Annotated in this window: 14 protein-coding genes, 26 tRNA genes, 3 rRNA genes and 1 riboswitch; of the genes, 1 reads left to right on the forward strand and 42 read right to left on the reverse strand. The window is 42.0% G+C overall.

What is annotated here, in order from left to right:
- Positions 1-100: 100 nt before the first annotated feature.
- The 42 genes from metK to pth form a co-directional block, all read right to left on the reverse strand.
- Positions 101-1,294, reverse strand: a complete 1,194-nt coding sequence (gene metK / locus IGK91_RS11900; RefSeq protein WP_034868017.1) for a methionine adenosyltransferase — start codon at positions 1,292-1,294, stop codon at positions 101-103.
- Positions 1,292-1,370: riboswitch (SMK box riboswitch) on the reverse strand. (Overlaps the previous gene by 3 nt.)
- Before the next feature lie 342 nt (positions 1,371-1,712).
- Positions 1,713-1,784, reverse strand: a tRNA-Glu gene (locus IGK91_RS11905).
- A 12-nt stretch (positions 1,785-1,796) separates the two neighbouring features.
- Positions 1,797-1,870 (reverse strand) — tRNA-Ile (locus IGK91_RS11910).
- A 15-nt stretch (positions 1,871-1,885) separates the two neighbouring features.
- A tRNA-Gly gene (locus tag IGK91_RS11915) sits at positions 1,886-1,956 on the reverse strand.
- Positions 1,957-1,960: 4 nt separating this feature from the next.
- Positions 1,961-2,033 (reverse strand) — tRNA-Phe (locus tag IGK91_RS11920).
- 3 nt (positions 2,034-2,036) lie between these two features.
- Positions 2,037-2,110, reverse strand: a tRNA-Asp gene (locus IGK91_RS11925).
- 43 nt (positions 2,111-2,153) lie between these two features.
- Positions 2,154-2,227, reverse strand: a tRNA-Met gene (locus IGK91_RS11930).
- Positions 2,228-2,273: 46 nt separating this feature from the next.
- Positions 2,274-2,363: transfer RNA gene (locus IGK91_RS11935), tRNA-Ser, on the reverse strand.
- A gap of 18 nt (positions 2,364-2,381) precedes the next feature.
- Positions 2,382-2,453 (reverse strand) — tRNA-Glu (locus IGK91_RS11940).
- 16 nt (positions 2,454-2,469) lie between these two features.
- Positions 2,470-2,557, reverse strand: a tRNA-Ser gene (locus IGK91_RS11945).
- 24 nt (positions 2,558-2,581) lie between these two features.
- Positions 2,582-2,655: transfer RNA gene (locus IGK91_RS11950), tRNA-Ile, on the reverse strand.
- 14 nt (positions 2,656-2,669) lie between these two features.
- Positions 2,670-2,740, reverse strand: a tRNA-Gly gene (locus IGK91_RS11955).
- Position 2,741: 1 nt separating this feature from the next.
- Positions 2,742-2,818 (reverse strand) — tRNA-Asp (locus tag IGK91_RS11960).
- Positions 2,819-2,865: 47 nt separating this feature from the next.
- Positions 2,866-2,939, reverse strand: a tRNA-Met gene (locus IGK91_RS11965).
- A gap of 45 nt (positions 2,940-2,984) precedes the next feature.
- A tRNA-Ser gene (locus IGK91_RS11970) sits at positions 2,985-3,074 on the reverse strand.
- Between the two features lie 24 nt (positions 3,075-3,098).
- A tRNA-Ile gene (locus tag IGK91_RS11975) sits at positions 3,099-3,172 on the reverse strand.
- A 14-nt stretch (positions 3,173-3,186) separates the two neighbouring features.
- Positions 3,187-3,260: transfer RNA gene (locus IGK91_RS11980), tRNA-Met, on the reverse strand.
- Positions 3,261-3,288: 28 nt separating this feature from the next.
- Positions 3,289-3,361 (reverse strand) — tRNA-Ala (locus IGK91_RS11985).
- Between the two features lie 19 nt (positions 3,362-3,380).
- A tRNA-Pro gene (locus IGK91_RS11990) sits at positions 3,381-3,454 on the reverse strand.
- Between the two features lie 10 nt (positions 3,455-3,464).
- Positions 3,465-3,538 (reverse strand) — tRNA-Arg (locus IGK91_RS11995).
- A gap of 10 nt (positions 3,539-3,548) precedes the next feature.
- Positions 3,549-3,634 (reverse strand) — tRNA-Leu (locus IGK91_RS12000).
- 16 nt (positions 3,635-3,650) lie between these two features.
- Positions 3,651-3,722, reverse strand: a tRNA-Gly gene (locus tag IGK91_RS12005).
- Between the two features lie 10 nt (positions 3,723-3,732).
- Positions 3,733-3,805: transfer RNA gene (locus IGK91_RS12010), tRNA-Thr, on the reverse strand.
- Between the two features lie 23 nt (positions 3,806-3,828).
- A tRNA-Leu gene (locus tag IGK91_RS12015) sits at positions 3,829-3,910 on the reverse strand.
- Positions 3,911-3,918: 8 nt separating this feature from the next.
- A tRNA-Lys gene (locus IGK91_RS12020) sits at positions 3,919-3,991 on the reverse strand.
- 3 nt (positions 3,992-3,994) lie between these two features.
- A tRNA-Val gene (locus IGK91_RS12025) sits at positions 3,995-4,067 on the reverse strand.
- A gap of 13 nt (positions 4,068-4,080) precedes the next feature.
- Positions 4,081-4,196 (reverse strand): 5S ribosomal RNA (rrf, locus tag IGK91_RS12030).
- Positions 4,197-4,290: 94 nt separating this feature from the next.
- Positions 4,291-7,204 (reverse strand): 23S ribosomal RNA (locus tag IGK91_RS12035).
- Positions 7,205-7,383: 179 nt separating this feature from the next.
- A tRNA-Ala gene (locus IGK91_RS12040) sits at positions 7,384-7,456 on the reverse strand.
- Between the two features lie 78 nt (positions 7,457-7,534).
- Positions 7,535-9,094, reverse strand: a 16S ribosomal RNA gene (locus IGK91_RS12045).
- Together the 16S, 23S and 5S rRNA genes with 26 tRNA genes alongside form the textbook arrangement of a ribosomal RNA operon.
- An 883-nt stretch (positions 9,095-9,977) precedes the next feature.
- Positions 9,978-11,474 (reverse strand): lysine--tRNA ligase, encoded by a 1,497-nt coding sequence (gene lysS, locus IGK91_RS12050; protein ID WP_010720573.1) that lies wholly within the window; start codon positions 11,472-11,474, stop codon positions 9,978-9,980.
- A 118-nt stretch (positions 11,475-11,592) separates the two neighbouring features.
- Positions 11,593-12,588: a tRNA dihydrouridine synthase DusB gene (gene dusB, locus IGK91_RS12055; protein ID WP_010720574.1), complete on the reverse strand. Its 996-nt coding sequence runs from the start codon at positions 12,586-12,588 to the stop codon at positions 11,593-11,595.
- Positions 12,589-13,476 (reverse strand): Hsp33 family molecular chaperone HslO, encoded by an 888-nt coding sequence (gene hslO / locus IGK91_RS12060; RefSeq protein ID WP_010737293.1) that lies wholly within the window; start codon positions 13,474-13,476, stop codon positions 12,589-12,591.
- Between the two features lie 175 nt (positions 13,477-13,651).
- Positions 13,652-15,763 (reverse strand): ATP-dependent zinc metalloprotease FtsH, encoded by a 2,112-nt coding sequence (ftsH, locus tag IGK91_RS12065; protein ID WP_010720576.1) that lies wholly within the window; start codon positions 15,761-15,763, stop codon positions 13,652-13,654.
- A gap of 90 nt (positions 15,764-15,853) precedes the next feature.
- Positions 15,854-16,399, reverse strand: coding sequence for a hypoxanthine phosphoribosyltransferase (gene hpt, locus IGK91_RS12070; protein ID WP_010737292.1), 546 nt, complete (start codon positions 16,397-16,399; stop codon positions 15,854-15,856).
- Positions 16,399-17,841 carry a tRNA lysidine(34) synthetase TilS gene (gene tilS, locus IGK91_RS12075; protein WP_010737291.1) on the reverse strand — a complete coding sequence of 481 codons (1,443 nt, stop codon included), beginning with the start codon at positions 17,839-17,841 and terminating at the stop codon, positions 16,399-16,401. The genes hpt and tilS overlap by 1 nt, the downstream gene beginning before the upstream one ends.
- 110 nt (positions 17,842-17,951) lie before the next feature.
- Positions 17,952-18,434 carry a S1 domain-containing RNA-binding protein gene (locus IGK91_RS12080; RefSeq protein WP_010720579.1) on the reverse strand — a complete coding sequence of 161 codons (483 nt, stop codon included), beginning with the start codon at positions 18,432-18,434 and terminating at the stop codon, positions 17,952-17,954.
- Positions 18,435-18,478: 44 nt separating this feature from the next.
- Complete coding sequence (locus IGK91_RS12085; RefSeq protein WP_010737290.1) at positions 18,479-18,892, reverse strand: FtsB family cell division protein; 414 nt, start codon at positions 18,890-18,892, stop codon at positions 18,479-18,481.
- A 62-nt stretch (positions 18,893-18,954) separates the two neighbouring features.
- Positions 18,955-19,230, reverse strand: coding sequence for an RNA-binding S4 domain-containing protein (locus tag IGK91_RS12090; protein WP_010720581.1), 276 nt, complete (start codon positions 19,228-19,230; stop codon positions 18,955-18,957).
- Positions 19,230-20,840: a putative polysaccharide biosynthesis protein gene (locus IGK91_RS12095; protein ID WP_010737289.1), complete on the reverse strand. Its 1,611-nt coding sequence runs from the start codon at positions 20,838-20,840 to the stop codon at positions 19,230-19,232. The genes IGK91_RS12090 and IGK91_RS12095 overlap by 1 nt, the downstream gene beginning before the upstream one ends.
- Before the next feature lie 15 nt (positions 20,841-20,855).
- Complete coding sequence (gene mfd, locus IGK91_RS12100) at positions 20,856-24,377, reverse strand: transcription-repair coupling factor (protein ID WP_010720583.1); 3,522 nt, start codon at positions 24,375-24,377, stop codon at positions 20,856-20,858.
- Between the two features lie 15 nt (positions 24,378-24,392).
- The gene (pth, locus tag IGK91_RS12105; protein ID WP_010720584.1) at positions 24,393-24,953 is read right to left on the reverse strand and encodes an aminoacyl-tRNA hydrolase; all 561 of its coding nucleotides are present in this window, start codon (positions 24,951-24,953) and stop codon (positions 24,393-24,395) included.
- 353 nt (positions 24,954-25,306) lie between these two features.
- Here pth and IGK91_RS12110 point away from each other — a divergent pair, with 353 nt between their 5' ends.
- The gene (locus IGK91_RS12110; RefSeq protein WP_005875171.1) at positions 25,307-26,281 is read left to right on the forward strand and encodes an L-lactate dehydrogenase; all 975 of its coding nucleotides are present in this window, start codon (positions 25,307-25,309) and stop codon (positions 26,279-26,281) included.
- Positions 26,282-26,329 lie beyond the last annotated feature (48 nt).

Raw genomic sequence — 26,329 nt, forward strand, 5'->3', positions numbered from 1 at the left:
AAAAACACGAATCAAAAACGACCATGGATTTCTCTTCAGTCGTTTGGATAAAAAAAACTGGAATGATCCCATAAAGAGAACCATTCCAGCCATCAAAAAGCTATTTTGCTAAGCTTGCTTTAATTGCATCAACTTTATCTGTTTTTTCCCATGGCAATTCGATATCCGTACGACCGAAATGACCATAAGCTGCTGTTTGACGATAAATTGGACGACGTAAATCAAGCATTTCAATAATACCTGCAGGTCGTAGATCAAAGTTTTCTCTCACAGCGGCAATCAAGTCTTCTTCTGGAACAGTTGACGTACCAAAAGTATTGATTGAAATAGATACAGGTTGTGCAACACCGATCGCATAGGCTAACTGAACTTCAGCTTTTCTTGCCAAACCAGCTGCTACAATGTTTTTCGCAATGTAACGAGCGGCATAACTTGCTGAACGGTCAACCTTAGTAGCATCTTTCCCAGAAAATGCTCCACCACCATGGCGAGCATAGCCGCCATATGTGTCAACGATGATTTTTCTTCCCGTCAACCCAGCATCTCCTTGAGGTCCCCCAATAACAAAGCGACCAGTAGGATTGATGTAGTATTTTGTGTTGTCATCAAGTAATTCAGCTGGAATAACTTCTTTTATTACTTTTTCAATGACGTCATGACGAATTGTTTCATTGTCCACTGCATCATCATGTTGTGTTGAAATAACGATGGTATCCACTCGTTCTGGCTGACCATTGTCATCATATTCAACTGTTACTTGTGATTTTGCATCTGGACGTAGATAAGTTAATTCATTGGATTTACGTAAATCAGCTAAACGACGAACTAGACGATGGCTTAATGCAATTGGTAAAGGCATTAATTCAGGTGTTTCATCGACTGCAAAACCAAACATCAATCCTTGGTCTCCAGCACCGATCTCATCCAATACATCTCTCTTCGCTTCGTCACGAATCTCAAGTGCTTCATCAACACCTTGAGCGATATCTGGTGATTGTTCATCAATTGCAGCTAATACAGCTACTGTATCTCCATCAAAGCCAAATTTTGCTCGTGTGTAGCCAATCTCTTTGATCGTTTGACGTACCACTTTTTGAATATCCACGTAGGCAGTGGTTGAGATTTCTCCAAATACCAATACAAGACCAGTGGTAACAGATGTTTCACAAGCCACACGTGCATTTGGATCCTTTGCTAAAATTGCATCCAAGATCGCATCACTGATTTGATCAGCAACTTTATCTGGATGTCCTTCAGAAACAGATTCTGAGGTAAATAAATGTCTTTCTCCCATAGTGATTCCCCCTAGTTAAATTCGGTTACAAGGCATCTCCGCCGATGACGGATCCTCTCGGGAACTTGCAACGAACCAAGTATAGCAGATATTTGAAATTTACGCTTGTTTTTTTAACGTAATTACTTAAAAATTTGAATAGTTCACTGATTATGCTAGTTATTTCCTTTATCCCAGGTAATCATTTCGCTTCACTATGCTACATGTTTAAAGAATAGCAATAAAAAAGGTTCAAAGTTTAGGAGCATAAGTGTACAACAAATCCTTTGCAGCAGAATCAAATTTTTTTCATTCTATTTCTGATCACCTATAGAATCAAATAAAAAGACCTAAAACAATCATCGCCTACGATAACTATCTTAAGTCTTTTGAAATCATTCTTACAAATAAAAAAAGATACTTTAGAAAGTATCTTTAATGACCCGTACGGGATTCGAACCCGTGTTACCGCCGTGAAAGGGCGGTGTCTTAACCGCTTGACCAACGGGCCAGGTGAAACTAATGGGCCTAAATGGACTCGAACCATCGACCTCACGCTTATCAGGCGTGCGCTCTAACCAGCTGAGCTATAGGCCCATAAAAAAAACTAAAAGCGGGTGACGAGAATCGAACTCGCGACAACAGCTTGGAAGGCTGTGGTTTTACCACTAAACTACACCCGCATTATGGCGCGGGACAGAATCGAACTGCCGACACATGGAGCTTCAATCCATTGCTCTACCAACTGAGCTACCGAGCCAAACGGTCTGGACGGGACTCGAACCCGCGACCTCCTGCGTGACAGGCAGGCATTCTAACCAGCTGAACTACCAGACCATATTTAGTTTCTTATTTGGTGACTTTGAAAAATCAAAGTCAATTGCGGGAGCAGGATTTGAACCTACGACCTTCGGGTTATGAGCCCGACGAGCTACCAGACTGCTCCATCCCGCGATAATATAATTTGCGAATCAACTACTTTATAGTAACTCACAAAGTAAGGAGGATAAGGGATTCGAACCCTTGCACGGTTTTACCCGCCTGACGGTTTTCAAGACCGTTCCCTTCAGCCGGACTTGGGTAATCCTCCAATATAAAACTATAATCATGACCCGTACGGGATTCGAACCCGTGTTACCGCCGTGAAAGGGCGGTGTCTTAACCGCTTGACCAACGGGCCAGGTAAAATATTGAAACGGAGAAGGAGGGATTTGAACCCTCGCGCCGGTTTCCCGACCTACACCCTTAGCAGGGGCGCCTCTTCAGCCACTTGAGTACTTCCCCAAAACCAATAAAGTTTTGTACTAATGGGCCTAAATGGACTCGAACCATCGACCTCACGCTTATCAGGCGTGCGCTCTAACCAGCTGAGCTATAGGCCCATAAAAAAACTAAAAGCGGGTGACGAGAATCGAACTCGCGACAACAGCTTGGAAGGCTGTGGTTTTACCACTAAACTACACCCGCATGGCGGTCTGGACGGGACTCGAACCCGCGACCTCCTGCGTGACAGGCAGGCATTCTAACCAACTGAACTACCAAACCATGATTTTAGTTTTTTTAATTGTCGACTTTGAAAAATTCAAAGTCAATTGCGGGAGCAGGATTTGAACCTACGACCTTCGGGTTATGAGCCCGACGAGCTACCAGACTGCTCCATCCCGCGATAATATAATTGCGAATCAACTACTTTATAGTAACTCACAAAGTAAGGAGGATAAGGGATTCGAACCCTTGCACGGTTTTACCCGCCTGACGGTTTTCAAGACCGTTCCCTTCAGCCGGACTTGGGTAATCCTCCAATATGGAACTTACAACGTCACTATGGACCTTGTAGGACTCGAACCTACGACCGGACGGTTATGAGCCGTCTGCTCTAACCAACTGAGCTAAAGGTCCAGGCTCTTTAAAAATCGCGGCGGAGGGGATCGAACCCCCGACCTCCCGGGTATGAACCGGACGCTCTAGCCAGCTGAGCTACACCGCGAAAAAAGATATTCATTATTCAAATGAAATGGAGCCTAGCGGGATCGAACCGCTGACCTCCTGCGTGCAAAGCAGGCGCTCTCCCAGCTGAGCTAAGGCCCCGTGTGAAAATTATTATCTATCGGGAAGACAGGATTCGAACCTGCGACCCCTTGGTCCCAAACCAAGTGCTCTACCAAGCTGAGCTACTTCCCGTTGATATAAACGCGCCCAAGAGGAGTCGAACCCCTAACCTTTTGATCCGTAGTCAAACACTCTATCCAGTTGAGCTATGGGCGCATATTTGTAATGCCGAGGACCGGAATCGAACCGGTACGGTGATCACTCACCGCAGGATTTTAAGTCCTGTGCGTCTGCCAGTTCCGCCACCCCGGCGTTGTTACTTTGGCAAAGCGGAAAACGGGGTTCGAACCCGCGACCCCCACCTTGGCAAGGTGGTGCTCTACCACTGAGCTATTTCCGCGTGTTTATGATGCCGGCTAAAGGACTTGAACCCTCGACCCTCTGATTACAAATCAGATGCTCTACCAACTGAGCTAAGCCGGCATGTCATTAAAAAAATCATATTATGCGGGTGAAGGGACTTGAACCCCCACGCCGTAAGGCGCTAGATCCTAAATCTAGTGCGTCTGCCAATTCCGCCACACCCGCAAAAAATATGAGCCGTACAGGGCTCGAACCTGTGACCCTCTGATTAAAAGTCAGATGCTCTACCAACTGAGCTAACGGCTCATATGGAGGTTAACGGGATCGAACCGCTGACCCTCTGCTTGTAAGGCAGATGCTCTCCCAGCTGAGCTAAACCTCCATGGATAACTTAAGCGTGGCGACGTCCTACTCTCACAAGGGGCAACCCCTCACTACAATCGGCGCTAAGAAGCTTAACTTCTGTGTTCGGCATGGTTACAGGTGTATCCTTCTCGCTATCGCCACCACACTGTGGTGTTATCATTATTGAGTTTGCTTTTGCTCACTCAAAACTGGATTTGAAGTATTTCGTAAACTCTACCGAGTTTTTTTTCTTTACCAATGTGGTTAAGTCCTCGATCGATTAGTATCAGTCCGCTCCATACATCACTGTACTTCCACTCCTGACCTATCTACCTGATCATCTCTCAGGGATCTTACTTTCTTAAAGAAATGGGAAATCTCATCTTGAGGTGGGCTTCACACTTAGATGCTTTCAGCGTTTATCCCTTCCCTACATAGCTACCCAGCAATGCCCTTGGCAGAACAACTGGTACACCAGCGGTAAGTCCATCCCGGTCCTCTCGTACTAAGGACAGCTCCTCTCAAATTTCCAACGCCCGCGACGGATAGGGACCGAACTGTCTCACGACGTTCTGAACCCAGCTCGCGTGCCGCTTTAATGGGCGAACAGCCCAACCCTTGGGACCGACTACAGCCCCAGGATGCGACGAGCCGACATCGAGGTGCCAAACCTCCCCGTCGATGTGGACTCTTGGGGGAGATAAGCCTGTTATCCCCAGGGTAGCTTTTATCCGTTGAGCGATGGCCCTTCCATGCGGAACCACCGGATCACTAAGCCCGACTTTCGTCCCTGCTCGACTTGTTGGTCTCGCAGTCAAGCTCCCTTCTGCCTTTACACTCTTCGAATGATTTCCAACCATTCTGAGGGAACCTTTGGGCGCCTCCGTTACCTTTTAGGAGGCGACCGCCCCAGTCAAACTGCCCATCTGACACTGTCTCCCACCACGATCAGTGGTGCGGGTTAGAGTGGCCATAACGCAGGGGTAGTATCCCACCAGCGCCTCCATCGAAACTAGCGTTCCGATTTCTACGGCTCCTACCTATCCTGTACATGCGGTACAGACACTCAATATCAAACTACAGTAAAGCTCCATGGGGTCTTTCCGTCCTGTCGCGGGTAACCTGCATCTTCACAGGTACTAAAATTTCACCGAGTCTCTCGTTGAGACAGTGCCCAAATCGTTACGCCTTTCGTGCGGGTCGGAACTTACCCGACAAGGAATTTCGCTACCTTAGGACCGTTATAGTTACGGCCGCCGTTTACTGGGGCTTCAATTCGTACCTTCGCATACGCTAAGCACTCCTCTTAACCTTCCAGCACCGGGCAGGCGTCAGCCCCTATACTTCATCTTACGATTTTGCAGAGACCTGTGTTTTTGATAAACAGTCGCTTGGGCCTATTCACTGCGGCTGATCTTAGATCAGCACCCCTTCTCCCGAAGTTACGGGGTCATTTTGCCGAGTTCCTTAACGAGAGTTCTCTCGCTCACCTTAGGATTCTCTCCTCGACTACCTGTGTCGGTTTGCGGTACGGGTCGTTGTTTTCTCACTAGAAGCTTTTCTCGGCAGTGTGACATCAGGAACTTCGGTACTATTATTTCCCTCCCCATCACAGCTTGTCCGTACAGACAGAAGCATTTGACTCCTATCAAGACTTACTGCTTAGACAGACATTTCCAATCGTCTGCATTCCTTAGCCTCCTGCGTCCCTCCATTGCTCAAACAAAAACAACGAGTACAGGAATATCAACCTGTTGTCCATCGCCTACGCCTGTCGGCCTCGGCTTAGGTCCCGACTAACCCTGGGCGGACGAGCCTTCCCCAGGAAACCTTAGTCATTCGGTGGACAGGATTCTCACCTGTCTTTCGCTACTCATACCGGCATTCTCACTTCTAAGCGCTCCAGCAGTCCTCACGATCTGCCTTCAACGCCCTTAGAACGCTCTCCTACCAATACACCTAAAGGTGTACTCCACAGCTTCGGTAATATGTTTAGCCCCGGTACATTTTCGGCGCAGGGTCACTCGACTAGTGAGCTATTACGCACTCTTTAAATGGTGGCTGCTTCTAAGCCAACATCCTAGTTGTCTGTGCAACCCCACATCCTTTTCCACTTAACATATATTTTGGGACCTTAGCTGGTGGTCTGGGCTGTTTCCCTTTCGACTATGGATCTTATCACTCACAGTCTGACTCCCGGATATGAATGAATGGCATTCGGAGTTTATCTGAATTCGGTAACCCGAGATGGGCCCCTAGTCCAAACAGTGCTCTACCTCCATCATTCTCAATTCCGAGGCTAGCCCTAAAGCTATTTCGGAGAGAACCAGCTATCTCCAAGTTCGTTTGGAATTTCTCCGCTACCCACACCTCATCCCCGCACTTTTCAACGTACGTGGGTTCGGTCCTCCAGTGCGTTTTACCGCACCTTCAACCTGGACATGGGTAGATCACATGGTTTCGGGTCTACGACTACATACTCAAACGCCCTATTCAGACTCGCTTTCGCTGCGGCTCCGTCTCTTCAACTTAACCTCGCATGCAATCGTAACTCGCCGGTTCATTCTACAAAAGGCACGCCATCACCCATTAACGGGCTTTGACTTGTTGTAGGCACACGGTTTCAGGTTCTATTTCACTCCCCTTCCGGGGTGCTTTTCACCTTTCCCTCACGGTACTGGTTCACTATCGGTCACTAGGGAGTATTTAGCCTTGGGAGATGGTCCTCCCGGATTCCGACGGAATTCCTCGTGTTCCGCCGTACTCAGGATCCTCCTAGGTGCCTTCCAAATTTCATCTACGGGGTTTTTACCCTCTTTGACTGACTTTTCCAAGTCATTCGACTATCTGAAAGAACTACCATATTGGAGTCCTACAACCCCAATGAGCAAGCTCATTGGTTTGGGCTTTTCCCGTTTCGCTCGCCGCTACTCAGGGAATCGAATTTTCTTTCTCTTCCTGCAGGTACTTAGATGTTTCAGTTCTCTGCGTCTACCTCGAATGCGCTATGTATTCACGCAAACGTAACATCCTATAAAAGATGCTGGGTTCCCCCATTCGGAAATCTCTGGATCATAGCTTACGTACAGCTCCCCAAAGCATATCGGTGTTAGTCCCGTCCTTCATCGGCTCCTAGTGCCAAGGCATCCACCGTGCGCCCTTATTCACTTAACCTTATCAACCTTGCGGTTGGGTTTTGATCTTTCTTCTAGCGATAGAAGTCCGATCAAGAAAATAAGCAATTGAACTTATTAAAAAACTCATTCAACGCGGTGTTCTCGGTTTGTATTACTAATTTACTTCAAATATCCAGTTTTCAATGAACAAAATGTTTTAACAACTAATGTTGTTAATGGAGCCTAGCGGGATCGAACCGCTGACCTCCTGCGTGCAAAGCAGGCGCTCTCCCAGCTGAGCTAAGGCCCCGATTTGTTTTTGAGAGTAGACCTCTCAAAACTGAACAAAGTGAAAAACAAACAGTGTAGTCTCCGTAATATTCCTTAGAAAGGAGGTGATCCAGCCGCACCTTCCGATACGGCTACCTTGTTACGACTTCACCCCAATCATCTATCCCACCTTAGGCGGCTGGCTCCAAAAGGTTACCTCACCGACTTCGGGTGTTACAAACTCTCGTGGTGTGACGGGCGGTGTGTACAAGGCCCGGGAACGTATTCACCGCGGCGTGCTGATCCGCGATTACTAGCGATTCCGGCTTCATGTAGGCGAGTTGCAGCCTACAATCCGAACTGAGAGAAGCTTTAAGAGATTAGCTTAGCCTCGCGACTTTGCGACTCGTTGTACTTCCCATTGTAGCACGTGTGTAGCCCAGGTCATAAGGGGCATGATGATTTGACGTCATCCCCACCTTCCTCCGGTTTGTCACCGGCAGTCTTGCTAGAGTGCCCAACTAAATGATGGCAACTAACAATAAGGGTTGCGCTCGTTGCGGGACTTAACCCAACATCTCACGACACGAGCTGACGACAACCATGCACCACCTGTCACTTTGCCCCCGAAGGGGAAGCTCTATCTCTAGAGTGGTCAAAGGATGTCAAGACCTGGTAAGGTTCTTCGCGTTGCTTCGAATTAAACCACATGCTCCACCGCTTGTGCGGGCCCCCGTCAATTCCTTTGAGTTTCAACCTTGCGGTCGTACTCCCCAGGCGGAGTGCTTAATGCGTTAGCTGCAGCACTGAAGGGCGGAAACCCTCCAACACTTAGCACTCATCGTTTACGGCGTGGACTACCAGGGTATCTAATCCTGTTTGCTCCCCACGCTTTCGAGCCTCAGCGTCAGTTACAGACCAGAGAGCCGCCTTCGCCACTGGTGTTCCTCCATATATCTACGCATTTCACCGCTACACATGGAATTCCACTCTCCTCTTCTGCACTCAAGTCTCCCAGTTTCCAATGACCCTCCCCGGTTGAGCCGGGGGCTTTCACATCAGACTTAAGAAACCGCCTGCGCTCGCTTTACGCCCAATAAATCCGGACAACGCTTGCCACCTACGTATTACCGCGGCTGCTGGCACGTAGTTAGCCGTGGCTTTCTGGTTAGATACCGTCAAGGGATGAACAGTTACTCTCATCCTTGTTCTTCTCTAACAACAGAGTTTTACGATCCGAAAACCTTCTTCACTCACGCGGCGTTGCTCGGTCAGACTTTCGTCCATTGCCGAAGATTCCCTACTGCTGCCTCCCGTAGGAGTTTGGGCCGTGTCTCAGTCCCAATGTGGCCGATCACCCTCTCAGGTCGGCTATGCATCGTCGCCTTGGTGAGCCGTTACCTCACCAACTAGCTAATGCACCGCGGGTCCATCCATCAGCGACACCCGAAAGCGCCTTTCAAATCAAAACCATGCGGTTTCGATTGTTATACGGTATTAGCACCTGTTTCCAAGTGTTATCCCCTTCTGATGGGTAGGTTACCCACGTGTTACTCACCCGTTCGCCACTCCTCTTTTTCCGGTGGAGCAAGCTCCGGTGGAAAAAGAAGCGTTCGACTTGCATGTATTAGGCACGCCGCCAGCGTTCGTCCTGAGCCAGGATCAAACTCTCATAAAAAGTTCGAACAATCTTGCGATTGTTAAGCTCAATTGTTTGCTAGCATATTGCTTGCTTGTTAAAAATGTTTGTTGTCTTGAATCAATCAAGACGCCCTACACATTTGGTTTGTCTTTGCTTTGTTCAGTTTTCAAAGGTCTACTTGATTAAATGCTAATCATTTGAGATTGCCGTAGCAACTTTTATATCATATCAGAGTGACATTTGTTTGTCAACTCTTTTTTAAAAGTTTTTTAACTTCATTTTTCAGAAGTGTTTCAGCAACTCATTTATCATAACTCATCGTTTGTTATTTGTCAACAACTTTTTTGAAGTTTTTTTCGATAGAATCAAGCTTCGTAAGCTGTTGTTTTTTAACGACTCAGTTATCTTATCATGTGATCTCTCACACGTCAAGAACTTTTTGAAGTTATTTTTTATTTTTGTCAGAAGTTATTTAGTGATAACTTTTGAACAAATAATAATATACCAACTAAACCTTTAACGGTCAACGAATTTTTTGTATTTTTTCAAGTTTTTTTCATTGAACGATCATTTCTGTAATTTTAAAAATAATCATTCGTATTTTAATAGTTTTCCTGCGATATTACTCATCCCTTATTCTTTAATATTCGTTATAAATAAGAAGATAGTTTAATCAATCCACTCAAATACAAGCAAGCAATTCCTTTATCTATGCCTCCACATAATAAATTTTTCGATTATCCTCGCCTTGCATTTTTTTACCGTACCTCATTATTTCAAAAAAGAAACTGACAAAAAGTGGTGTAAGTTTTACGCTATCTACTAAAAATAGAGTGATCCTTTGACTTCTCTCTTTTACTAGATTATAAAAAAAGAAGCCAACAGTTCTTGGCTTCTTTTTTATTCATATTCACCATATCTAACGCATCGTTGGGAATAGTAAAACATCACGGATCGACTGTGCATCCGTCAATAACATAACTAAACGGTCAATTCCGATACCTAGACCGCCAGTTGGTGGCATACCATATTCTAAAGCTTCCAAGAAGTCTTCATCGACACCGTGTGCTTCATCGTTTCCTAGCTCACGTTCTTTTTCTTGGGCCTCAAAACGTTCTCTTTGATCAATTGGATCATTTAATTCGGTAAAGGCATTCGCAAATTCCCGACCAACGATAAACAATTCAAAACGATCGGTAAAGCGTGGATCTTCTGGATTCTTTTTCGCCAATGGAGATACTTCTACTGGATGTCCGTAAACAAAAGTTGGTTGTGTCAATGTTTCTTCCACAAAAGTTTCAAAGAACTCATTGATGACATGTCCTACACCCATTGCTTCGGTCACTTCTACGTGATGCTCTTCAGCAAGTGCTAATGCTTCTTCTAATGTCATTTCTTTCCAGAAATCGACACCTGTTTGCTCTTTGATCGCATCTACCATATGGATACGTTTAAAGTCACTTTCCAAATCAACTGCTTGGCCATCATAAGTGATTTCTGCTGTACCAAGAACTTTTTGGGCTGCATTACGAATGATTCCTTCAGTCAAGTTCATGACATCCTGGAAATCTGTATAAGCGGTGTAAGCTTCTAACATCGTAAATTCTGGATTATGAGTTGTATCGATCCCTTCATTACGGAAAACGCGACCGATTTCGTAAACTTTTTCCATTCCACCCACAATTAGGCGTTTTAAATGAAGTTCTAACGCAATACGTAAGTATAAATCAATATCTAGTGCGTTATGGTGTGTAATAAATGGACGAGCTGCAGCACCACCGGCTTCATTGTGTAAGACTGGTGTTTCTACTTCAATATAGCCATTACCATCTAAATAACGACGGATTTCGCTAATAATTTGGCTACGTTTCATGAAGCGATCAAAACTTTCACGGTTACTGATCAAATCAAGATAACGTTGACGATAACGTTGTTCGATATTAGTCAATCCATGGTATTTATCTGGTAGCGGACGTAAAGCTTTTGATAAAATAGTGATTTCTGATGCCTTGATTGAAACTTCGCCAGTGTCAGTCTTCATGATTTCACCTGTTACGCCAAAGAAGTCTCCTAAATCAGCATGTTTGAATACATCATAGGCTTCATCACCTACTTGATCTTTACGTACATAAATTTGGATTTGGCCTTCACGATCTTGTAAGTGAGCAAATCCAGCTTTTCCTTTACCACGACGAGTGATCATTCGACCAGCTACACTTGCAGTTAGCCCCATCTCTGCTAATTCTTCTTTTGTTCTTGGATCAAACAATTCATGTAATTCTTCTGAATTGTGCGTACGTTCAAATCGTTTACCAAAAGGATCAATCCCATTTTCTCTTAATTGCTCCATTTTTTGACGGCGAACAAGCATTTGATCGTTTAAATCTTCTACTTGATGTTGTTGTTCCTGTGTCACAAAAGTTCCTCCATTCTCATGTTATTCTCTTTCCTATAATGCCAATGAAACACAAAAAAAGCAAGCCGAACTTAAAGTTCGACTTGAAAATTCACGAAAAACTTAGAAAATCACTGGATTATTTCACAGATACTTTTTCTGTTTTCTCTAAAAAGCGGTCAAGCAGTTCATTGATTTCTACTTGTTTTTCTGCTTGATTGATTGCAACTTTTACTTTTGCTGCTCTAGAGATTCCTTTTAAATAATAGGAAGCATGCGTCCGAAATTCTCGGCACGCAACAACCTCCCCTTTTAAATCGACTAAACGTTTCAAATGTAATTTAGCGGTCTCGATTTTTTCTCTTGGTGTTGGTTCAGGGATTAACTCGCCGGTTTCTAAGTAATGCTGGGTGCGATGGATCATCCAAGGATTGCCTAACGCTGCACGCCCGATCATCACACCATCCGCTCCTACGTATTCTAACATTCTTTTAGCATCTTCCGGAGTTTTGACATCTCCATTGCCCATAAATGGGATTTTGAGCTGACTTTTAACTTCTTTCAATACTTCCCAGTTTGCTTTACCTTCATACATTTGTACTCTCGTACGTCCGTGCATGGCGATTGCACTGGCACCAGCTGCTTCAGCCGCTAAAGCATTTTGCACAGCAAAGACATGTTGGTCATCCCAACCAATTCTCATTTTCACAGTAACTGGTACATCAACGGCAGAAGAGACAGCTTGCACCATCTCATAAACTTTATCTGGATCCAATAACCATTTAGCGCCTGCTTCTGCTTTGATGATTTTGTTCACTGGGCAACCCATATTGATATCAATGATGTCAGCCGCTGTATTTTCTTGAACGAATTGGGCAGCCTCGACCAAAGTATCTTTGTTTCCACCAAAAATTTGCAAGCTTAGTGGATGTTCTGTTTCTTCGATATGCAGCATCTCTAATGTTTTCTTGTTTCTAAAATGGATTCCTTGGTCACTGATCATCTCACAGACGACTAATCCAGCACCGAACTCTTTGACGGTCACACGAAAAGCTGAATTAGTGATTCCAGCCATCGGTGCGACAACTACTCGATTGGGAATTTCAACATGTCCGATTTTCCATGTATGTTCCACTTATTTTCCTCCCAGCGCTTCTGCTTTTAGCTCGGATAATTCTGCTTCACTGTATTCATACTTGTTGTTGCAGAATGAACAAACGGCTTCTGCTCCGTGATCTTCATCAATCATCGCTTGGATTTCTTCTGCCCCTAAAGCAATAATTGCTTCCCCAAATTTTTCTTTTGAGCAATCACATTTGAATTGTACCGGCATTTTCTCTAAAATATTCAACTCACTAGTTCCTAGTAAACCTTCAAGAATTTTTTCAGGTGTTAATCCTTCGTCTAATAAAGTAGAAATACGTGGTGTCGTTTTTAATTGTTCTTCGATTTTACTGATAGTTTCTTCATCTGCACCAGGCATGATTTGGATCATAAATCCACCAGCTGTTTTGATACTGTCATCCGTGTTAACTAAAACGCTCAATCCAACTGCTGAAGGAATCTGTTCTGAGATTGCAAGATAATAGGTAAAGTCTTCCGCAATTTCTCCAGAAACAATAGGTGTTTGTCCCGAAAATGGTTCTTTCAAACCGAGGTCTTTAGTAACACTGAACATCCCTTGCGTTCCCACAGCACCACGCACATCAATTTTTCCTGCTTCATTCAAAGGTAGGCTCAAATGAGGGTTTTGGATATAGCCTTTGACTTCTCCTTTACCATTTGCATCTACCACAATCCCATTAGCCGGACCATCCCCTTGAATCCGCACAGTTAACTTGTCTTCGCCTTTTAGCGTCGAACCTAGTAAAAGTCCGCCAACAAGCGTACGACCTAATGCAGCCGATGATGTATGCCAAGTGTCGTGTCGTTTTTGGGCTTCTGCAACAGTATTTGTTGCTTGAACTGCATAAGCACGTACATAGCCATCATAGGCCAGTGCCTTGATCAAATAATCTTCCATTTATTTATGTACCTCTTTTCCGATTTTTAAATTCATAGTGAATCATACTAGTTACGCTGATAATTTTCAACTTATGAATGTTATCTTTTCTTTTATTTGCCTATTCTATAATAAAAAATAAAACAACTACTAAAAAAGAGCCACGACTTTTGTCGTAGCTCTCATTTTTTAGCGATTATTTCGGTTGATCATCCGAATCATCTGTTGAAGAAGTTTGATGTTCTTCTTCATTTAATTCTTTTTTCTCTTCTTCAAATTCTTTCTTATCGTGCTCAAAATCTTGCTTTTCTTCCGCTTGTTTTTCTGCGTCTTTTTCTTCCAAAGCACGTTTTGCTTCTTCAAAAGTTTGCGCTTCTTTTTCACTAGGATAGTTAGCAGATTCTGAACCTTCAGGCATAACACCTTTTTCAAATAAAGATTTGATTGCTTTCGCATCGAGTGTTTCAAATTCTAACAGTTTTTCAGCGATCAATTTATGTTGTGCTCGATGTGCTTCGATGATCTCATGCGCTTTTTGATGAGCTTCCATCAAAATCTTACGCACTTCTTGGTCAATTTCAAAAGCCACTTGTTCAGAGTAAGCTTTCGTTTGACCATAGTCACGACCAACGAATACTTGATGATTTCCTTCATATTGAACTGGACCTAAACGATCACTCATTCCATATTCAGTTACCATGCTTCGTGCTAAAGCTGTTGCTTGTTCAAAGTCATTAGAAGCCCCAGTTGATTGAACGTTGAAGATGATTTCTTCTGCTGTTCGACCACCAAGCAAACCAACGATTTGTTCAAACATATCTTCTTTTGTCATCAAGAATTGATCTTCTTTTGGTAAGGCGATCATATAACCACCTGCACGTCCACGTGGAATAATGGTTACTTTATGAACCACACGTGCCCGACTCAAGACTAAACCAACGATCGTATGACCTGCTTCGTGATAAGCCACCATTTCTCGTTCTTTTTTGCTGATTACGCGATCTTTCTTAGCTGGACCTGCAATCACGCGATCTTCTGCTTCATCAATATCTGAAGCATCGATTTTCTTCTTGTTACGACGAGCCGCAACTAAAGCTGCTTCGTTTAAGACATTTTCTAAATCTGCACCAGCAAAACCTGGTGTTTGTTGTGCCACGACTTTCAAATCAACGTCATCTGCCATCGGTTTGTTTCGTGCGTGAACACGTAAGATTGCTTCACGGCCTTTCACATCTGGACGACCAACTAAAATTTGACGGTCAAAACGTCCTGGACGTAAAAGTGCAGGGTCAAGTACATCTGAACGGTTTGTTGCAGCAATGACGATGACACCTTCATTCCCATCAAATCCGTCCATTTCAACTAGCAATTGGTTCAGTGTTTGTTCACGTTCATCATGTCCACCGCCCATGCCTGCGCCACGTTGACGACCAACAGCATCAATTTCATCGATGAAGATGATTGCTGGAGCATTTTTCTTCGCTGTTTCAAATAAGTCACGAACACGACTTGCCCCAACACCCACAAACATTTCTACAAAGTCAGAACCTGAAATAGAGTAAAACGGTACACCCGCTTCTCCAGCTACAGCTTTTGCCAACAATGTTTTACCAGTTCCTGGAGGTCCTTCTAAAAGAACACCAGCTGGGATACGTGCGCCTAACTCAACAAAACGTCGCGGATCTCTTAAGAATTCAACAACTTCAACCAATTCTTGTTTCTCTTCTTCTGCACCAGCGACATCTGAGAAGCGTACACGGTTAGCTTTTTTGTCGGCTTCTTTGGCTTTTGATTTACCAAAGTTCATGACACGGCCACCGCCGCCTCCGCCACCACCTTGTTGCCCCATCATCATATAGAAGAAGAACACAAGGATGATAATTGGTAAGAAGCTTAGCAATAAGGATACCCATACGCCACTGCTTGATTCTTCTTTGACTGTTGTAGCTACGTTATGTTCTTTCGCTAAATCAGTCACTTGGCTAAGTGTGGTATCGTTTGGCAAAATAATCGTTGTAAAGTGTGTCGTTTTTGTATCTGTCGATCCTAAGATAGCAAGTCCACCACTGTTAGAGACGGTTTGCTGTTCTTTATACTCTCCAGAAATTTTATATACACCATTTGCAGGTTGCACTTCAAATTCTTTGATTTTACCTGCTTGTAATTGTTCTGTAAATTTTGTGTACTCGATATCTGACGATCGTTGGCCGTTATTACCAAAGATAAAATATACGACCATAACCATCGCTAAGATTACGAGGACATAATACAAGGCATTTTTCATCATGCCATTGTTTTTTTTGTTCATAGTTGCCCTCCCTATGCGTTATTTTAATTTAGCATTTTTTTTATCAATCCTGACCATTCTATTGTAACACAATTTATAGTAGATACAGCACTAATTTGATTGATAAACGCTAGGCTTCAATACACCGATGTATGGTAAATTACGGTAAGCTTCTGCATAATCTAATCCGTAACCCACTACAAATTCATTAGGAACATTGAATCCAACATAGTCTGCTTCAATATCAACTACTCTACCTTCTGGTTTATCAAGCAATGTGACAATTTTCACTGATTTTGCTTTACGGTATTTAAATAGATCAACCAAATAAGCGAGTGTTCTTCCACTATCGATGATATCTTCAACGATCAGTAAGTCACGACCTTCAACATTGGTATCTAAATCTTTGACGATTTTGACTTCTCCTGATGAAACCGTTGCATTTCCATAACTTGAAACATCCATAAAGTCTATTTCCAAGTGAGCATCAATCGAACGTATGATATCTGCCATGAATGGAACAGCGCCTTTTAGAACACCAACAACGAGTGGATTATTATGCTTATAAGTTTCTGCCAATTCTTTGCCTAGTTCTTCACAACGAACTTGTATTTCTTCTCTTGTAATCAAAACTTTTTCAATATCCTTTTCTAACATCAGGTTCTCCTTCCAATTGCTTCTTTGTGATATTTGTAAAGAAGTATGTAGTGTATTTTATCAGTTTCTACACCAATACTCAAATAGGAATAGGTAAATGGGACCAAACTATAAATATTTTCATTTTGATCCCTCACGACCCATGCCTCTTTTCTTTGTGAATCAGGTACTTTGTTATCAATCAAATATCTGGATATTTTCTTTTTTAGTTTGCTATTTAGCTGGATACGCTCTCCTGCTTGTCTCTTTCCTACAAACAGTTCTTGATGTGAAGATAGCCAAAGATCATGAGAAAACTCGTCCCAATCATCTGCTTTTCTAGCTTCTTCGGCTGCTTCAGGTGTAAACAAGCCGATCCAGCAGCTTTCATCTAACCTGATGCGTTGATTCAACTCTAACTTATGTGCCTCTGTTCGTTCTTGTATTGTTTTTGAGGGATCAGCTTTCTCTTGGATAAGATAGATTTTTTCATAGCTACGTTGCAGAACCCACCCTCGTTCAAGAGTAATTTTCCATTGGCCTTTTTTCTGTTGACACTGTTGTAAAATCAGTTGGATTTGTTTTTCTTTGATCACGATCGCTGTTTTTTCAAAAAAATGATCAAAGAATGCGTATAAGAAATAATAGTTTTCTTCTTCTGGCATCTCCGCTAATAGTTTCCAAGGAAAATGCACCCGTTCGTTTTCTTCTACGACATTTTCCATCAAGACTTTCTTCATGTGTGTTTGAATCAATCGATCTGCCCATTGGATCTGCTGCGAAAAACGTTGAAAATGAACCATTGCTTGTGGATTTTCTTGTTTTAGTTGAGGCAGAACCAAATGACGAAGGCGATTACGTTGAACATCCAACTCTTGATTCGTATGGTCTTCAAAATAAACCAGCTCTCGCTCTGAAGCATATTGATATAATTGCGCCTTACTAAATCCTAGTAACGGACGAATCAATCGACCATTGGAGAAGGGTTGGGCTTCTTTGATCCCAGCATAGGTACTAAGTTGCCCCCCACGCAACAACTTCATTAAAACCGTTTCCATTTGGTCATCCCCATGATGTGCCGTCATTAGGCAGTCATAGCTGCCGCTTTGCATCTGCTTCGCAAACACTTGATAACGAAACTCTCGAGCCGCTGTTTCAATGCCCTTTTTTGTTGGCTTTTCCCAAACTTCCACTTGTAACGGGAGTTGATGTTGTTGACAATACTTCTTTAAATACGCAACTTCATGAACAGATTCTTCTCTTAATTGATGATTGATATGGGTCACTGCCAAAAAGAAACCCCATTTTTTTTGCGCTTCCATCATTAAATCCAGAAGGACCATAGAATCTACTCCCCCAGAAACCGCCAGTAGCGCTCTTGTTTGTTCATTCAAATAACCATTGATTTCACAATTTGTCAAAAAACGTTGTCTGATCTTCCTTGCGTCTTGTTCTTCTTCCATCGAATCACTTCCTTGTTCCTTCTCGGCTTCGATCAACCTACCATCAAAGATTCCAATGAAAAAAAGAGCGGACAAAAGTCTGCGACAATTGCCTGCTCTTAAGTTTTTGGTTAGCTGCGACGTCCGCCGCGTCCGCCACGTTTACCTTCTGTATTGCGCTTCAAGGAAGTCAATCGATCATCACTATCCTTTAAAAATGAACTCATTAATGAATCGAAGTCTTCTTTATGGTTATTAGAAGATTGACTGCGAGAAAAAGGTTTTTTCTGTGTTGAACGACCTCGATTATCGCGAGGATCTCTTTGTTGGTATTTTTTTGGACGCTTATCATCATCTGATTCTGTTGATTCCGCTGGTTTTGGTTGTGTTTGACGGATTGATAATCCAATTTTACCATCATCATTAACTGAGATAACTTTAACAGTTACTTCATCACTGACACTTAAAACATCATGAATATCTTTGATATAGCCATTTGAGACTTCACTGATATGAACTAGACCAGTTTTTCCAGCTCCTAAATCAATAAACGCGCCAAAATTTGTAATTCCTGATACTTTCCCTTGCAGTTTTGCTCCTACCTCGATTGACATAAAAAAAATGTTCCTCCTAATTATTAACCTATTTATAATACTGCTTATTTTGCAGTTGTTGAACTAGTTGTTTGGTCTGTGTCATCCGTATTTGATTCTAATACTGGATAAACCTGCTCGCCTTCTTTTGAATAAAAGTATTTGCTTCTCGCAAGTTTCGCCACATAGTCATCATCTTTCAATAATGAGACATCCTGTGTTAGCTGATCCACATCAGCATTGACTTGGCTTAATTCCGTATTTGCTTCAACTTTCAATTCGTTTAATTGATTCATTCTTTGCATATCACGAAAAATTTGAAAACCTAAAATTGCGAAAATGACCAAAGCACCTATAAAAATAACTGCTAATCGACGTCTACGAAAAATCAACTGGCGTTGTTGTTCTTGAAATTCGACATATTTTTTCTTTGCATACTCTGTATCTAAAGCAGCAATTTTGTTGCTTTTTTTTGTCACTTCTCTTCGCTCCAATCTTTTTTGATTGTCGTTTTCATTATACCAATATCATTGAGGGTTGTCTAATCTATTTCGTCAGTGTTTTGCTTGCGAATCTCCGAAATGATCTCATACATTTTTTGAGCATCTTCTTTTTTCGTTGACTCATGTAATTCATTGACTTTTACTTCCATTGTTTTGTTTCCAAATTGAATCTTCAATTGATCGCCTACCTTGACATCACTAGAAGATTTAGCCAATTTTCCGTTGATTTGAATTCTTCCTTTATCTGCCACTTCTTTTGCTACAGAGCGGCGTTTGATAATTCGAGAAATTTTAAGAAATTTATCTAATCGCATTAGGATTCCTCACTTTTATTTTTTATAAGTTTATTAAATCGTAAAATCTTTTTTCCAAACGGTAACATCAACCATTCTCTAACCGTAAATAATTTTGTCCAGATCACAGCATTCACAAAGACGAACGCTCCGATTCCTACACCTGCTAAACTGGCAAAGAACGCAGAAGACCGATGAGCAACCGGGCCAAAAATCATCGTCAGCCCGCCATAATAAATCAGTAAGGCTAAGATCATCCATCCCAAACATTGAAGCAATTTACTTCCAAAGCGGCGTTCTTTCCAGAACTGATTGATTTCACTAGTCTCCGTATGGACAAAATACCATAGAGTGACAGCCAATCCTAGCAAGGTCGACAAACTAGCTCCTACTGTCCCTAGATAACCAGTTAGAAACGGGGTTGCCAATGCTTTGGCTAACAGCCCCCAGCCTGCACCTTTCAAAGAGGGACGAAAAGAATTTTTACTTTGGGCAATACTTTGATAGGTTTGGATGATCGCTGTTAAAGCAATTGCAAAGACGAATAGCACCAACGCTGCATTCCCAGCGTAATCTTTAAATAGCGCATAGTTGATATACGGTAAAAGCATAGCTAGACCTACAGAAGCAGCTAATGCTAAAGTCGTTGTTAACCGTAAATAGATTTTGGCAGTCTTTAGAAATTGACTATGCACAGCCGTTATCAAGTATTTCGTCAATGCAGGTAAGAAAGTCGCACTTAATGCAGTTGCAATCACTAGTCCTAATTGAACTAACGGTTGCCCACGATCATAGACCCCTTTTGCAATTTTTGCACTTTGTTCAGATAGTCCATAAACTTGAAGCGCATTTTTTACAAAAAATGAGTCGATCAGCTGAAAGAAAATCAGCAGACCACTATAGATTGACACTAAGCCCCCTTCAACTAAAAAACGCCGGATCAATCGTTTGTCAGGTCGTTTCGTGACCGAAAAATGTCGAAAACTTAACGCCCCACCATGGATCTTTTGTTCATAATAGCGCAACACACCATAGGCACAAAGTCCCCCGATGACTGCACCACTCATAGCAGCAGTTCCTGTTTGGTAAACTGACCAGCCAAATAGTCGAAAAGCAAAGGCACTGAAAACAATGATCGCCACTCTCACAAATTGTTCAACGACTTGTGAAACAGCTGTCGGTTCCATCAAAAATCTGCCTTGGAAATTTCCTCGATAAAAAGATAGTCCTGGCATCAGTAAGAAAGTAAATGAAACGATTTGGATCAGCGGTCGTAATTGCTGATCCCCCATCATCCAAGCAATCCAACGGCTAAAGAGAAAAGTAAACAGCCACAGAACAATCCCTGTCCAAAAAACTAATGGATAAAGCCGTTGCAGTGCTTCTTTTCGCTGAATTGGATCTTTTCGTTCAGCGACATATTTTGAAATGAATTGCGGTAAACCAGACAACGCTAAAGTCATGGCAATCCCATAGATTGGGTATACTTGTTGGTATACATAAAATCCTTCATCACCAACTAAGTTTTGGAGCGGAATGCGGTACAGCGCACTTAGGACTTTTGCTATGAAAGAAGCAATCGTCAATATAAATGCGCCATGCATCACGCGACGCATCTCTTTATGGTCCAAAGTATTCGCTCCTTCCTAAGCAGACAGATATTTTTGTTCACGTAAAGCTTTGACAAAACGTTGGATTTCTTGCAACCAAACTGCTTCATCGGTCTTGTTAGGAACCGTTAGTCGAATCACCATTTTTTCTTTTTCTACACCTAAACTTGCTTTTAGTTTTGTTGCAGTCAAAGCTTCAAATAACTGTTCTACAGTATAGCGTTTTGTTCCTGCTTTACTTAGATTAAAGACGATAGTCTGCTGTTGCTTGCGAATTGTTTCAATCAAGGCGCGATCGCCATCCATTTTGATTTGGCCAATCGTTAAGAGATGTGCCACCTCTTCAGGGTATTCCCCAAAACGGTCTAAAAGATCATCTTCTAATTCATCAAGCATTTCTTGTGAATCAAGTTCCCTGATCCGTTTATAAATTTCAATTTTCTGTCTTTGGTCCGAAACATATTCTTCTGGCAAGTAAGCATCGACCCCAAGATCGATTTCAACTGCTGTTTTTTCCACTTGGTTGTTCTTTCCTTGTTTACGTAAAACAGCATCACTTAACATTTGCGAATACATGTCGAATCCGACAGCATCAATAAAGCCGTGCTGCTGCGCACCTAGCAGATTTCCTGCTCCTCGGATCGATAAATCCCGCATAGCGATTTTAAAACCAGAGCCTAGTTCGGTGAAATCTTTAATGGCTTGAAGACGTTTTTCGCTGACTTCATTCAAGATTTTTTGTTGTTCATACATGAAGTAGGCGTACGCCACTCGGTTGCTTCGTCCCACACGACCTCGTAATTGATAAAGAGTCGATAGCCCCATGTAATCAGCATTTTCAACGAAGAGCGTATTCGCATTTGGAATATCGACACCCGTTTCAATGATCGTCGTTGTGACTAACACATCATATTGTCCTTCAATAAAATCAAACAATGTATTTTCTAATTGCGCTTCAGTCATTTGACCATGCGCATAACCGATCCGTGCTTCTGGTACAAGTTCTTGAATTTCTTCCACTTTTTGTTCGATCGTCTCTACTCGATTATAGAGATAGAACACTTGACCGCCACGCCCCATTTCTCGATGGATAGCTTCACGAATCGCTCCAGGATTTTTTTCCATCACGTAAGTTTGAATCGGATAACGATTGGCAGGCGGTGTTTCGATCACTGATAAATCACGAACCCCGAGCATTGACATGTGGAGTGTCCGTGGGATCGGTGTCGCTGTCAACGTCAAGACATCCACTTGGGCACGTAGTTGTTTCAAACGTTCTTTATGTTTTACACCAAAACGCTGTTCTTCGTCAACGATCAATAACCCTAAGTCACTAAATTCAATGTCTTTAGATAAGATACGATGCGTTCCGACTACGATATCGATTTGTCCAGTACGTAATTGTTCAATCGTTTCTTTTTGTTGTTTTTTCGTTCGGAAACGACTCAATAGACCTACATTTACTGGAAATCCTTCAAAACGTTCCAACATCGTTTCATAATGTTGTTGGGCGAGAATGGTCGTAGGAACTAAAAAGGCAACTTGTTTACTTTCCTTGACGGCTTTAAAAGCAGCTCGTAAAGCCACTTCCGTTTTACCGTAGCCAACATCACCAACGAGCAAACGATCCATCGGTTTTTCTTTTTCCATATCTCGTTTGATCTCTGCGGCACTCCGTAATTGGTCATCCGTTTCAGAGTATGGGAAGGCATTTTCAAATTCTTTTTGATACCCATCATCCGGTCCAAACGCATACCCTTTTTCTGATTCTCTGGCAGCATATAGTTTGATCAGATCATCTGCGATATCTTCAATTTTAGACGAAACCTTTCTTTTGGTTTTCGTCCATTCACTACTGCCTAATTTATTGATACGAGGTGCTTTTGATTCAGAAGCAACATATTTTTGGATCAAATTCAGCTGGGTAACCGGAATAAATAATTTATCGTCATTTTGATAAAGGATCGTCATGTAGTCTTGATGGACACCATCCACTTCTAACGTTTCCATCCCAATATATTTACCGATCCCGTGATTTGCGTGAACGACATAGTCGCCTGCTTTTAGTTCATTATAGCTTTTTAAACGTTCCGCATTAGTTACGGTTTGTCGCCGTGTTTGTTTCTTCGTCGTTTTTTGGAAAATTTCTTTTTCCGTAATTGCGACTATTTTTTCTTGAGGAAGTTCGAACCCTGTTTGCAGCGCCCCTTCCACTAGTTGCACTTGTCCTCTGATCAGTTTTTCTTTTTCGGTTTCCACGACTAGGATCTCTTCATCACGTAACATCTGCTCCGCTTTTCTAATCCGTTCTTTCGTAGGAATAAAGATGACTACTGTTTGTTCTTGCTTACGCCATCGGTCCATTTCTGTTTTCAATAATGGCATTTGACCGAAAAATTGTTGCATCGTACGATATTGAAAATTGTGAATCGCTTGAAAACGTAAATTCCCCATACCCTTTTGAAAAAGCGCAAAAAAAGTCGTCACAAATTTTTCTTTTTGAACTAATTTATGCACATCATTGACAAAGACTTGCTCTGAGAAGACACGTAATTCACTAATTTTTTGTGTTTGCCATTCAGCTGCTTCTCTTTCGATCTCCCGATTTGTTTCCATGATTCGTTGATAATCATCCACAATGAATAAACTACTTGTTGGAAAATAATCAAGGATCGTCGTTTCTTCTTGATAAAGAAGATCAGCATAAAGTTTCGCGTCTTCTGTCGGATTTCCTGCTTGCCATTGCGCGATCACTTGTCCAAAATAATCCTGCACGAATTGGCGGTCTGTTTCTTCTGAAATCGTCGCTAGTTTCTTTTCTAACAACTTTTCCAGTCGGTCGATCCCATGAAGTAAATCAGCTTGGTCGTAGACCTGTTCACTTGTTGGTGCGATCCAAATTTCTGTTACTTTTTCGATCGAGCGCTGAGTTTCTACTTCAAAATATCGCATGGAGTCAATCTCTACATCAAATAATTCGATACGTACGGGATGTTCGAGATTGATCGGGTAGATATCAATGATGCTGCCACGAATACTATACTCTCCTGTTTTTGCCACCATCTCAACTCGTTCGTAGCCTAATAAAGTCAATAGACGAGGCAGATCGTCAACGGCTATTTCCTCTCCCGTTCGCCAAGTCAATTGGGCTTGTTTCCAAACTTTTGGACTGGGTAATCGTTTATGCAATGCTGCTACTGGTAATAAATAGACCCCTGGTTGTTTTTGTTGTAAGGCATTTAGTGTAGCAACTCGTTCTCTTCTTGCTTCTGGGGAAGAAAAAGCCATTTCCGCAGAAAGAACTTCATCTACTGGAAAAGAATGTATTTGTTCTGCTGGCAAAACATGTTGCAAATCTTCTGCTAGTTGATTCGCATAATACAGATTAGGCATTAATACGACTAAGTTTTTCTTTGTTTTTTTGAACGCTCGAGCAAAGAGAAGAGTTTTGGCTGAACCAGCTAAACCAGTGATCAATTGTCTTGGTGATTTTTCTTCTATCTGGTTGAGCCATTCCTTTACCTGTGGATCTTTACCAATTAATTGAACGATATCCATTTTTTTCCTCCTTCGCTAATTGAATTTGTTCATCGTATCGATAAACGAATGACCATCCAGCATAAACTCGAGTGCTGCCACTGACTGATCGATACTTGCTTCAATCAATGGTTGAACTTCTTTACTAAATGGGCTTAGCACGTGTTGAACAACAGTTTTGTTTCCTTCTGGTCGACCAATGCCTACTTTGATACGGTCAAATACATTCGTATTCAAGTGAGAAATGATACTTTTTATTCCATTATGTCCACCAGCACTCCCTTTTTGGCGCAAGCGGATCTTGCCAGTTACAAGATCTAAATCATCATAAACAACAACTAATTCTTCCGGATAAATACCGAAATAAGTCATTAATGGTCCTACAGCACGACCAGATTCGTTCATAAAAGTTTGCGGCTTCACTAATAAGATTTTTTCTCCTTGATAGAAAAACTCTGCAACTTCCGCTTCAAATGTATTTTTTTTAAACACAGCTTGTTGCTTTTCAGCCATGCGATCAACGACCATAAAGCCGATATTATGTTTGGTTTGTGCATATTTGGTTCCTGGGTTTCCAAGCCCTACGATCATTTTCATTTGTTCTACCACCTAATTGAAAAAAGCAGCACAAAAGGCTGGAGCGCCCTAAAGCAATCCAGTCTTTGACTCATTTTTTCATTTTTTTACTTTCTACTATTAAGTATAACACACAAGTACCTGTTTCAACAAAAAGAGAATGTTTAACAAATGATAAAGAAATTAAAATTTTCTTCAAAGTCTAATAAATTAATAACCTTTTAAAAATAGTGAAATCACGCACATGTAAGCTTTTACATATAATACAACCTTGTTATCTGTTATATTTTATAGCCAAATAGCGTGACAGCGGGCTTGATAAATGTTAGCATAGGCATGGGAAAAAACAAAATCAATGGAAGGATTGATATATAATGACTGCAGCTGCAGAAAAAAAAGATCATCAAAAAGTAATTCTTGTTGGAGATGGCGCCGTAGGTTCTAGCTATGCCTTTGCCCTAGTTACTCAAAACATTGCACAAGAAGTAGGTATCGTAGATATCAACACAGCAAAAACTGAAGGAGATGCTATTGATTTATCACATGCTCTAGCATTTACTTCACCTAAAAAAATCTACTCTGCTACTTATGCAGATGCACATGATGCTGACTTAGTAGTTATCACTGCTGGTGCACCACAAAAACCAGGTGAAACTCGTTTAGACTTAGTAAATAAAAACTTAAAAATCAACCGCGATGTAGTAACACAAATTGTTGAATCAGGATTCAATGGTATTTTCTTAGTTGCTGCTAACCCAGTAGATATTTTAACTTACTCAACTTGGAAATTCTCAGGCTTCCCTAAAGAACGCGTAATCGGTTCAGGTACTTCACTTGACTCAGCTCGCTTCCGTCAAGCACTTGCAGAATTAGTTGATGTTGATGCACGTAACGTCCATGCTTATATCTTAGGTGAACACGGTGACTCAGAATTTCCTGTTTGGTCACATGCTAACGTTGCTGGTTTACAAATTTATGAATGGGTTAAAAACAATCCAGACGTTGATGAAGAAGCAATGGTTAACTTATTCTTTGGTGTACGTGATGCTGCTTACACAATCATTGAAAAGAAAGGCGCTACTTTCTATGGTATCGCTGTAGCCTTAGCACGTATCACTCGTGCCATCTTAGATGATGAAAATGCTGTACTTCCACTATCTGTATTTATGAATGGTGAATACGGCTTGAACGATATCTACATTGGTGCCCCTGCAGTAATCAACCGTCAAGGTATCCAAAAAGTTATCGAAATCCCTCTAAGTGACAGCGAACAAGATCGTATGGCTGCTTCAGCTAAACAATTAAAAGAAATCTTAGATGAAGCTTTTTCTAAATTAGACGCTGAATAATTAGAATAAATTTAACCACTTAATCAAGCAGAATGTCAGCATTCTGCT

Source organism: Enterococcus sp. DIV1208, assembly GCF_050530455.1.
Taxonomy (GTDB): Bacteria; Bacillota; Bacilli; order Lactobacillales; family Enterococcaceae; genus Enterococcus_B; species Enterococcus_B hirae.